The organism is Bradyrhizobium sp. Kon56 (genome assembly GCF_055807635.1).
Genome location: NZ_JBVVOU010000045.1, coordinates 20884 through 31687, shown reverse-complemented (window position 1 = coordinate 31687; position 10804 = coordinate 20884). Strand labels below are relative to the sequence as shown.

Below are 10804 nucleotides of genomic sequence, written 5' to 3'. Positions count from 1 at the left end.
AACAACGATCTGGTCGTTGCCAACGGCGAGACCGACATCTTCGGTAAGGACCCTAAGAGCGGCGACGCCACCAAGGTTACAGTGTTCTGGGGCGCCATCGACATACGTGAAGGCGGCGCTTTAAAAATCCGCCAGTTGACCGTCGGCATGAAGCCGCCTCCAGCTAAGGAAGCCAGCGCCGAGAAGAAGTAGGACGTCATCATGTCGTAAGTCACCACGCGCCCATCCTCTTTGAGGGTGGGCGTTTGATCTTGCTGCACGCGTCCGAAAGCGAAATACGGTTGCCTCGAAATGCACACCGCTCGCGCGATGTCTGCAAGTGGCCCATCCACGTCTCATTGAGGTCCGTTCCATGGGGCTTAGCGGACTGAATATGCTCGCGTTGAGGTTTTCGCTTTTGAACCCGCACCGCACATCGCGCGGCTGGCAGGCGTACTCGAGATTCTGTGGCAGAAGTCATGGCCGGCCAGTCCCAATGTGTTAGTTTGGGGCGAGTGATAGGTTGTCTCTACCTTTGCCGAGGCATCAGACATGAAGCGGCGCGAGTTCATAACGGCACTCGGCGGCGCTGCGGTGTGGCCGCTGGCGGCTCAAGCGCGCAATCTAAAAAGATTTACCGCATTGGATATCTGACGGCTAATTTGAGCAGCTATCCTTGGGTAAACGGCTTCGTTCGCGAATTAAGTGATCGCGGCTATTCGGAGGGCAACAATCTCACCATCGAATGGCGGGAGGCAAAAGGACATTCGGAACTTCTGCCTGGGATGGCTGCCGATCTGGTCCGGCAGAATGTCGACGTGATCGTGGAACGTTTGAAGTTCGTTCACCGCCGGAATTTGAGGTCGCGTTTGCTTCAATCCTGCGCAAAAGGCAGGATCCGATGATTGATGCGATGACTACCGTCACCGATCCGATGTTCGTCTTTGATCGGAAGAGGATTGTCGACTTCGGAATAGAAAACAAAATTCCGAACGCCCATGAATATCGAGAATGGGTGCAGAGCGGCGGACTGCTTGCCTTTGGTCCTACAATTGATGGAATATGGCGTCGGGGCGCATATTTCGTCGAGAAGATCCTCAACGGGGCAAAGCCAAGTGAGTTGCCCGTCGAAGGGCCGAGCGAATTCCATCTTGCGATCAACCTCAAAGCTGCCAAAGATATGGGCCTATCTGTTCCTCAGCATTTGGTCGCGAGGGCTGACGAGTTGATTGTCCGCTAATGACCACCGATTGCAGACCTCCGGGTTGAGGACCGGGAGCATTCCGATGTTCTCGAAGGTCAAGGCGCTCGGCATCGATCTCCCTGCGACGCTGCTCGGCCGAGGTGATTGAATAACGATCTTCTGCGCTGCACGAGTCTGCTGTTGGGCCCATCTCGGACATTCTGACCGGCGCTGATGATGGTCCCCGGAGCTCAAGCGGAAGTAAGCAGCCTGGGACACCAAAGGCCGCTCGTGACCCACTCTAGACGTCATATGCTTCAGGACCGCCTTGCCGTTGAGAGCGTAGCAGCGTCGCGGCGCATAGCGGGGCAGGTGGTCGCCTGCGCTCAGCAGCCCGCGAGATCAAAATGCGAGGGGTACGCGGATATGTCAGTTGGCCGAGGTTTGCATCCAGCCTAGGCCAATGCTACGGGTTTACCAGCGTCCCCTCGTCGGAAACGCGCCACGCTGCCAAGCCGAAACATAGCGTTAGCATCAAGTTGGCCAGCAAGAGCAGGACCGAGGCAAAGTGGCTCACACGCGCCTCGGGAACAGAACGTCCCTCCAGTCCGGAGACAGGTGGATGATTCGAAAAATGCAGCTGTGCTGACCTGGTTGTAGTTTGTAAAAATGCTGGATCAACAGCTTCGAACGGGGAGCGCAGCCATCGAGCGGTTCGTGGGGAGCCGGGGACTTCGCGCCGCGCTGATCGTAGCTAAGAGGCACGGCAGGAGTTATGATCTGTTCCTTCTCGCTCGGGTCATTCGCTTCGAAGGAGTCTGGCGTGATAAAAATCTTACAAGGAATGCTCCTCGCGACCACGGTTCTGGCTGCTGCTAGTGGGGCGCACGCAGCGGGTGGCTGTGGCGAGGGCTGTCATAGGACAACCGGTGGCGCATGTGTCGTCGACGGCTGGGGCACGGGAGCCAAGGTTCGGAACGAATGCCCGGCGACCGCTCGCCCCCGTCCACCCTGCGGCGGCGGGGATTTCATCTGGGACCGCACCAAACAGGCATGCTTCCAAAATAACCGCACCTGGTTCTGATCTCGCGCCCCATTCAGGCGGGCTCTACACAGCGCAATCTGATCTCAGTGCGATGGCCTCAGAGCGGGTGACAACGAGTTCAGACGGGAACAGCTTGGCCCTTATCTCGGCCAGTGCGTTGCTTCATGGCCCGCTGTCGGCGCCGGCGCTGACGGGCTCGGTTCACGTGCTTCGGATCAGGTGCGGACCTCCAGGCACGGGAGCCGGATAGGGCTGGACTGCTATGATGGTTGTGCGGCCCTGCCGCTGCCTTACAGCTCAACTGCGGACTAGCCGTCTTGGCAGGGAATACCGAAGTTGTCACAAGCGAGAGCGAATGACTCTTTTGCTTTTGTATCCTCGAAGCAAAAGCGAGTGCCGACCTCTGCCTGATCGATCCACCAATCGACGTTACTGCCTTTTGCGATGCGGGAGGCTTCGCCGCGTAACAGGTCCAGTTGTCTTCCCGCAGCACGAACAATCAGGCAATTTTTCTCTTTGGGCATAATACCTTCTCCAATGGCACAGGACGCGAAGTCATTGGTACTAAGAGCCGTGATCACGAAGGCCGCAGCAGGGGGACTGCTGCTGCGGCCCGCGCGGTCAAAAATTCCGGGTCAAAAACGACTAGGTGAAATATGCAGCCAGCCCCGGTGCGATGATCGTACCGCAGCATCTCTGGCTCGCAATATGATCAGTTTCACAATCGGCAGAAGGCTTAACGTGCATCAGTGCCCCGGCTCTCAGGTCCATGGGGATCGGGAACATTCGGCAATCTGGGTGCGTTCGCCTCCAGCTCCGGGCGATGTCTCGGAGCGGACGCGTAGAACTTCCGGCCTCAGGAATCATCTGCCTGGGGCCGCTTTTTCCAGGACCGTCTTGGCGCCCAGTTTGATTTAGCGGTCGCCTATGTCAATTTGGCAGATGAAAGGGTGGCGGTCGGAAGCTATCCGGGATATGTTGGCAGCGGAAGCTGGCGCACTGAGAGACGACCCCGGCTTGGGGGCTTGAGGGTTGATGCCGGGGCCGCTCCGCCAACTCGAAGAAGAGAGCTAACAAAACCTGCAATTTTTCCTCTGCGCGTTCGTTCCTCCAACGAGCGCTCGATCTCGCAAACTGCGGCGGCTTGCCGGTGCTAAAATCCGGTCTGACCTGAGCCCCTCGGTTGCCGCATCCGGCGCATACACAACGCGCCTCGATATCAGACAGGCGAACATCGTCCGACCAGCGAGCGGCGCTGAGTGCAACGTTGTGGCCGGAGTGGCAGCAGACCAGGACACCGCGTAGGCCCATCTCGCGCATCTCGCCGAAGGTGATCTTGAGCGCTCGGCCGTTGGCGTGTGGCGTCTAGCAGGAGGGGACATGCCACCATCAAAGCGGAAGTACCTCGCAACCTATTGAATGCTCCGACGTAGCCGCCCTAACCGGGCCGCTTTTTCGTTGTGTCGGCTCGGTTTGACCCGACGGGGGGCACTTCCCCATCTAGCCATTCCTGCTCCTCGGCTAAAGCTCGCCACGCCTCTTCCATGCGCCGGTACCGCTTGTAAGCCGGACTATTCTTAGATGGTTCCCCTTCAGCGAGCGTTGCGCAGTTGTCTGCGTTCTCTTTGTAAATCTCTGATGGCTTCATCATCGGCCTCCTGCGTAATGCTTAGGAGAGGAGTCTGAAAGAAATGTGGTTTCGCCCGTCCCAGTTCGAGACGTGAAAGGAACCGGCTAGAAAGCTTCAGCCGTTGTGAAGGCATCGCATTGGGGGATCACAAGGTTCTACCCCGACTGTCAGGACGGCCGGGCTGTGAAGGACGAACACGGGGAGGAAGACCCGAGCGCCGCAGAAGTAAAGCATGAGTCGTTTCTGGTGGTCGCAACGAACTGCTCCGCGAAGGAGCGCTAGCGCTTCGATTTACTCTTGCTCTTCTTCGCGGTCTTAGACGCAGAATTCTTGGTCGCCTTCTGTGGTGCGGCTTTCTTTGCAGCCTCCTTGGGTGGCGTTTTAGCCGGCTTCTTGGCAGACTTCTTCGCCGCGGATACGGTCTTCTTTGTACGAGCAGCTGCGACCCGTCTGTTAGCTCTCATAGGGGCAGGAACGCGCTTCTTCTTCCGAGTGATGATCGGCGGCGGAACAGCGGCAGCATCGGTCGCTTCAGGAATGTAGACTTGCTCGTTGGTCACTCCGGCAACCGCTTCTGGATCGGGCTTCATAGCATCCGCGGCTGCAGTCGAGGCGGTGTCCACGATCTCTTTTACAGTGTCTGAAATTCGTTCGACTATTGATTTTTTAGCCATGGGAGGCTCCCTGAGTCGGGGCAGGATATCTCATTTTTGCGTCGGGAGGGATTGGTGCCGTTCTGGCATCTCCGAGGATTCATTCGAAAGAGGGAAGCGGGATTTAGCGCCCGTTCTATCAAATGATACACCAGCTAGTTATTGCCGGAAGCAAGATGGCAACGGCGCGCTGCTTCGGTGGAACGTCGGGCGGCCCCGGCGCGTCCGGCGCCAGCCCCGGGACGACCGGGGTCGTTCCCCGTGCGCAGCGCGGACCAAAAATTGTGGCTGGTCGACGATCGAATGCCGGATGCGCGGCAAATTCGTACGGCCATCACCTCAGCGGCATCTCCGCTTCGCACGGCCGAAACTAGGCTCAAGGCCGCAACGAAGACGGACCCGGCATAGATAAAGAGGCAGATCAAGAACGCCGCCACAATGCTCACGAGCCATCTTATGGACCGGCAAATCAGGGTGGAAAGGGCATTGTTCCAAGATGCGATCGGCAAGGACCTTTGACGCCTCTTGCGCGGCTGTCACCATGGATCGATCTGTTCGTCAAGGTCGCGCTTGGAGCGGCTCAGGGGGAAGCCCATCATCCATCGGGGAATGGCTCAAGCAAGGTCCGATCGATTTGGTTGTCGTTGTCAGGAGGGCTGAGAGCTCCTGCGTTCCAGCTTGGTGGCGTGAGGCGGCGGAATGGGACAGAGAGGGCGCTCGGTTTGCGACTTCGAAGGCGGCGCGAAGTAGGGCGTGTGAAGCGAAATGGGGGCACACCGCGGGCGTGACGCTCTGCTTCGTCGACCAGACCTCGAAGATCTTCCAATTCTGAGAGCTGAGAAGTGAGTTCGCTAAGTTGTTCGACGTAAAGGATTGCGCGAGAGCCTCGCATAAATGTCCTCCCCAGCACAAAAAAGGCACTATCAGGACGGCGTCAGAGCAAAAGATCGCGAGTAGTAAAAGTAAAAGACTACCACAGGTAAAATAGCTGACTGATACGTCAGGCTCACTGCGTCAGGGTGTCGCGCTTGAGCCGCGGTCCGGTCGTTGGGCCGTCCGCCGGCCGGCACGAGCTGCTCGGTCCGAACGACCGGGATTTCGTTGCCCGTCGTCGTACTGATCGCTTGCGATCTGCTCGATGGTCTACCGATGCCTTTTGACCGTGCCGGCAATATCATTCGGATCGGCGCGGTCGGCGGCGGCACGTTCGCGCAAGGCTGTCCATTCGACCCTGCAACCAATACGGTCCTCGGCGCCGAACATCGTGAATAGAGCTTCAGGCGCCCCTCAGCGAAATCGCCGGATGGGTCAGGGGTAGGGGTATTTCGAACTCCGGACTCGGGGCCGCGAGATGCCAAGTATCGACTCCGCCCGTCGATCCTATTTTGCTCTTTCAGGGGATAGCCGGCCAAGGTTGTGGCGCCATCTCTCAGGAGAATGCGATACAATCGAAGCGGGAATCAGCTCAACCAGGTCCGACGGAATATTGCGATGACCAGAACTTTTCCTGCCGTCGGCCTATTTGCCGGACCGACGTTGGCGCAGGAAGGGCGACTGCCTTTCTGTGCCGAGCAACAGTCGTAGAAGCTCCTGCAGCTCCACATTGCTGCACGAGGCATCGGTGAGCGGCGAAGATCCGCTCACCGTGCTTCCGGGGTGCTTCCGGCGCGAATTTTGCGGAGAGCACGATGGAGGTAAGTGTTTGAATTAGCTGGTGCTGCCAGACAGGATTGAACTATGATCACAATCCTGCTTTTCATTGATTTTATTGATGTTTTCGGTCCGGCGATCTGTTTTTGTGTGGCACTCTTGCGTGGCGCCGTAGCACTGAAATTAGCTTAGAGCAGCCGCGATTGCATCACCTTTATTCACGTCGAATGTGACATGAGCAGTCTCGGCGCGAAGGTCGATCTCAGGACACCTGATGGCCCTCCCGCTGCATCGAACCCGCGCGGCTGCCTAGGGAAGTTAGTGGCTTCCATCGACTATCAGATCGGCAGGCCAAACTGCGGCTCTGCCAAGCCCTCCCCTTGCAGCGAGGAGAGTGAGACGTCCAACAGCCGGACCAGCCTGGGAAGCGGCATCGCGTTTTGAAGCAGTGCGATGGACAGCGCTCGAGGTCGTCTCTGCTCGAGACCACCACGGAGACAGACCGCTGCGGGTGATGATCCCGAAGTCCTTGAACTTTATCTTCAGCGTGTCCGTCCGGCCCGGTGCGCCCTTGTCCTCGCAGTGGGGCTTAGACTGATCCCGGATACGCAATCAGCGGGCCCGTACTCGCCGAACAGGCCGAAAGGCTTGCCACGGAAGCCTCCGCAGGATCATATTCGAAGTTCTCCTGAGTTAGCCAGCGCGTCGAATCCCTTCAGCTAAATTCTCTGCACGGCTCCTGCGTCTCGAACCCGATGCCGCGCTCCATTCCCGCCTGTCCGGGTTGCAAGAAGCCGAAAGTTGCAATTGCAACGCGCCCTCGACGTGGCGCTGCTTCAAATGCGAATCCGCCGGCTGATTCCGCTCTGTGCCTCCCGCATCGCACCCTCTCCCCCGGCGTTCCTGGAGAGTGCTGCTTTCAGCATATTCTCAATTCTCATTTTCGATTTCTTCGAGGGGCACTGCTGGCACTCTTGATTCCCAGCCGAGTTCGTGGAGCGGGTGAGAGTGATCTCATCACAAACGGCCTTTGAGGTGGCTGCTGGCGCCGGTGCCTCAGGCCTCGCCCGGTCCGGAGAAGACCGATGGCGGTGGCGTTGTGCGCGGCCCCGGGAGCGGCCGCTCGCTTGCTCCGGACCGGGACGCCGGCTTGCCCTTCGCATCGTATCGCTTGGCGAGATCCAGCAACCGACGGCGGGTGAACGGATCGGCCTTCGGGGCGATGGCGCGGACCCGCTGCGCGAGACCCTGGTAGAATTCCTGCTCCATGACGCACCTCGCAACATCACTGCTCTTAGTTGAGTAGGCTACGGTTGCGAAGTCAAGAAGAGCCGACGCACCCGCGCAACTTTCTGCGACCGACTTGAGATCGCAGTGGCGAAGGACGTTGATGGGCAGCGCGGGGAATCAGATGGCAGTGTCCTACCCATTCCGGAAGGCTTGCCCGGCCGGCCGATAACGGTTGCTTCCGATGAAACCGTGAAGGGGAGGCTGCGGTTCAGCGGATTAGACTCGCACTGAAAATGCAAGCGCCATTTCAGAACTGGCCTGGCTTCAAACAGATACGTCTCGCGTAAGTCGTTGCGCATGCAACCCCGAAATTATTGGACGAATGATGGCGAATATTTATGTCTCGCGATTCCGCAGAGGATTTGAGCATTCCGGCATCTGGAAAATGATCAACTTCGGGAGGAGAAGGACGGCACCCATCCGAAGGTCAAATGAATAGCCTCGATCCGATTTCAGTCATGTTTGTTCGTCAAGAATTCTTCGTACTTTCTCCGCCAGACCGCGAAAGGTAAATGGCTTGCTCAACAAGTTGACCCCCGCATCAAGTCGACCGTTGTGGACTATCGCATTCCGTGTGTAGCCCGTCGTGAACAGCACCTTGATCATTGGATGCAACCTTCTAGCCCGATCTGCGATGTTACGTCCGTGAAGGCCATCCGGGAGCACGACGTCGGTGAAGAGAAGATCGATGGTGCGAGATGATTCAAGGAAAGCAATCGCTGATGCCGCGTCGGCTGCTTCGAAAACTTGATATCCGAGATCGCGGAGCACACCGGATGAATACGCGCGCAAATCGTCATGATCTTCCACAACGAGGATGGCCTCATTCCCCCGTAACATTGTTGCTGTCGGAATACTGCGATCTTCCTGCTTGTCGGGTTCAGTCTTGGACCGAGGAAGATAGAGTTTGACCGTCGTGCCATGCCCCGGTTCGCTATAAATCCTAATGTGGCCACCCGTCTGTCGCACGAACCCGTAAACTTGACTTAGCCCCAGCCCAGTTCCTTTGCCGACCTCCTTAGTCGTGAAGAACGGCTCGAACACGCGATCCAGGGTTGCCTTATCCATTCCGGTTCCAGTGTCGGTGACAGCAACCAAAACGTATTGGCCGGGAGGCACGGGTTCTGGGAGTGCGGCAACATACTCATCATCCAGCCAGGTGTTGCCGGTCTCGATTGTAAGTCGTCCGCCGCCGGGCATTGCATCCCGCGCGTTAACCGCCAGATTGAGAATGCCATGTTCTAGTTCCGATGCGTCAGCAAAGGCGCTCCACAAACCGGCATTGCCAACTATCTCGATCCTGATTTGCTCTCCTAAAGTGCTCTTGAGCAGTTCGCTCATTCCCCCGAGCAAGCGATCTACATCAATGGACTTTGGATCCAGCGGTTGGCGACGTGAAAAAGCTAGCAAGCGGGCGGTGAGTGTGGCCGCGCGCTGGGATGCATGATGCGCCATCGCCTGCGCTCGCATGATGCGCCCAAACTGTGGCGCATCGGACATGCTTGCGATCTGCCGTCCGATCGTATCAAGACCACCCATGATCACCGTAAGCAGGTTGTTAAAGTCGTGTGCAACACCGCCGGTAAGCTGACCGATGGCCTCAAGCTTTTGAGCTTGGCGCAGCGCTGCTTCGGCCTCCGTTCGACGCGCGATTTCTTCCGCTACACGCTGTTCCAGCGTCGCATTGAGTTGCTGTAGCTTTAAGGACGTAGCGGACACATCTTTACGCGCACCATCGAGTGCTCTGGCAAGATGCGTTGCGTGAGTAGCCGCCTCCGTGGCAGAACTTGCGCGCGCTAGGGCCATATGAACCCGCGCTTCAGTCTTTAGTAGTTCAATTAAAAGCGGAAGGCTCGATTCGATATCATTCCAGGGGATAGACAAGTTCCTGCCGACAAATACCAGGATTGCCGCAGGGATCGAACGAGCGACCGCGGGAACGAGCGTGTTAGTGTCGGGAAATGCTACCTCTCCGAAGAACTCACAGCAGCTTGATGCTTGCTTCAAAAACGCTCGCCAAGACGGGCCGCCAGGCAGGCGCTGGTCAAATCCCTGAGCTGGCGTAAAACTCCCCGTTTCTTCATCCTTCAAGAAAATGAGGAAAGCATCGCCTCCCATAAACTTGGCTAATCGCGCGGCAGCTTCTCGCCTCCCGTTGGCGTTGGCAAAACCACTTAAAAGATGAGCCCCGTCATCCTTCAAGTGACCTACTCGGGAAATACGCAAACGACTGCAGTGCAGTTGTGAAAGCCACTGAACTGCCCCTCCGCTCGGGCGATTTGACCGTGGGTGTTACACCCCGTCAACGGCACTTCCGAAAATCGTTCTTGCAGGCTTGAGAGTTCCAACCCGAACTCGTCTCCCATACGGAGGCGAGTAGCGACGCAATCAAAGAAAAGGGCCGCCGCTGGGGGGCCGCCTAATGCATCCAAAGCAGCATTTGCAGCCTGCTTCGCGGCAGAAACTGCGGATGCCGTGCTAGTCTTCATAATTCTTACAACTGAACCAACGGGGACCTCAGCGGCGCACACAACTGCGCCTTCCTCATCCACAGCCAGAGGAACACGCAAGCGATGTTCAGCTCCGCTATCAACCCCAATAATATTGTGCAGGAAGAATGGTAACGGTTCTTTCCGATCCAAGTTCTGATGAGTCTCTTCCGCGTGTTCTACGAATGCTTCGATCGCTGGAAACCCATCAAGGCTTATCACTTTCATGCCGTCGCTCGCCGTGACGCGATAGGCTCGGGACGCAGGTTTCCAGCCGTGACTAACACCCACGCCGATCGCCTTCGAGGAGAGAATCTCCAATGCCACCGCGGCGTCGGACAAAACTTCTTCTCCACAAAATACAGTGGTCTTTTGAAATTGAGCGTTGTCCCCCGCTCCTCCACCAAAAAACTGATACTGACCGGCTGTAGCTAACGTCAACTGATCTACTAAAATATCAGCATGCCCAGCTAGAGCATCAGCTAGAACGAGAGCAGCCCGAAACGGAAATCGTCCGGGCGGTGTTGGTGTAAACCTCGAAACTATCTCCTGGGCTGCCGCAGTGGCATCCATCGCGAGGTTACGTCCAACACTATATGAGAAGACCACATCGTCGCCCACCAACCCCAGTGCACACGCCAAGCCTTGACCACTGCTCACATTCGTAAACTCGCCGGCAGATGAAGCTCCAACAACGATGGTATCGGGCAGCTCCTTTTTTATGGCAGAAAGTATCGCTCCGTGGTCATGCTGAGGAGCTGCAAATAACACCAAGGCAGCAGGCGGTGTGCTTAGGGATCTTCGTATTTCGGTGGCCAGAAATTCGCCTGCAGTCGAGCTATCGCTCGAATCCGTCGAGACTACCGACGCTTTCATTGTTTCCCC

General features: G+C 57.3%; 9 protein-coding genes and 1 pseudogene. 5 read left to right on the top strand and 5 right to left on the bottom strand.

The window, feature by feature from the left end:
- From AC0L3B_RS35420 to AC0L3B_RS35405, 4 genes and pseudogenes are all read left to right on the top strand, one after another.
- A pseudogene (locus tag AC0L3B_RS35420) lies at window positions 1–192 on the top strand (Cif family virulence factor); the annotation flags it as partial.
- Window positions 193–575: 383 nt separating this feature from the next.
- Window positions 576–884, top strand: a complete 309-nt coding sequence (locus AC0L3B_RS35415) for a type 1 periplasmic-binding domain-containing protein (RefSeq protein ID WP_157643160.1) — start codon at window positions 576–578, stop codon at window positions 882–884.
- On the top strand, window positions 881–1219 hold the full coding sequence (locus tag AC0L3B_RS35410; protein ID WP_473382197.1) for an ABC transporter substrate binding protein: 339 nt from the start codon (window positions 881–883) through the stop codon (window positions 1217–1219). Before AC0L3B_RS35415 ends, AC0L3B_RS35410 begins: the two co-directional genes overlap by 4 nt.
- A gap of 787 nt (window positions 1220–2006) precedes the next feature.
- Window positions 2007–2246 (top strand): hypothetical protein, encoded by a 240-nt coding sequence (locus AC0L3B_RS35405; RefSeq protein ID WP_083926619.1) that lies wholly within the window; start codon window positions 2007–2009, stop codon window positions 2244–2246.
- 269 nt (window positions 2247–2515) lie between these two features.
- On the opposite strand, the gene AC0L3B_RS35400 is transcribed toward AC0L3B_RS35405, so the two are convergent.
- Window positions 2516–2731 carry a hypothetical protein gene (locus AC0L3B_RS35400; RefSeq protein WP_083926613.1) on the bottom strand — a complete coding sequence of 72 codons (216 nt, stop codon included), beginning with the start codon at window positions 2729–2731 and terminating at the stop codon, window positions 2516–2518.
- Between the two features lie 1384 nt (window positions 2732–4115).
- Window positions 4116–4511: a hypothetical protein gene (locus tag AC0L3B_RS35395; RefSeq protein ID WP_473382196.1), complete on the bottom strand. Its 396-nt coding sequence runs from the start codon at window positions 4509–4511 to the stop codon at window positions 4116–4118.
- Window positions 4512–5591: 1080 nt separating this feature from the next.
- On the opposite strand from AC0L3B_RS35395, the gene AC0L3B_RS35390 reads away from it, so the two are divergent.
- Window positions 5592–5762 (top strand): hypothetical protein, encoded by a 171-nt coding sequence (locus AC0L3B_RS35390; protein ID WP_018460462.1) that lies wholly within the window; start codon window positions 5592–5594, stop codon window positions 5760–5762.
- 1434 nt (window positions 5763–7196) lie between these two features.
- Here the strand turns inward: AC0L3B_RS35390 and AC0L3B_RS35385 are convergent.
- The 3 genes from AC0L3B_RS35385 to AC0L3B_RS35375 form a co-directional block, all read right to left on the bottom strand.
- Window positions 7197–7409, bottom strand: coding sequence for a hypothetical protein (locus AC0L3B_RS35385; RefSeq protein ID WP_473382195.1), 213 nt, complete (start codon window positions 7407–7409; stop codon window positions 7197–7199).
- Between the two features lie 477 nt (window positions 7410–7886).
- Window positions 7887–9632: an ATP-binding protein gene (locus AC0L3B_RS35380; protein WP_473382194.1), complete on the bottom strand. Its 1746-nt coding sequence runs from the start codon at window positions 9630–9632 to the stop codon at window positions 7887–7889.
- A gap of 5 nt (window positions 9633–9637) precedes the next feature.
- The gene (locus tag AC0L3B_RS35375; RefSeq protein ID WP_473382193.1) at window positions 9638–10795 is read right to left on the bottom strand and encodes an FIST signal transduction protein; all 1158 of its coding nucleotides are present in this window, start codon (window positions 10793–10795) and stop codon (window positions 9638–9640) included.
- Between the last annotated feature and the right edge of the window lie 9 nt (window positions 10796–10804).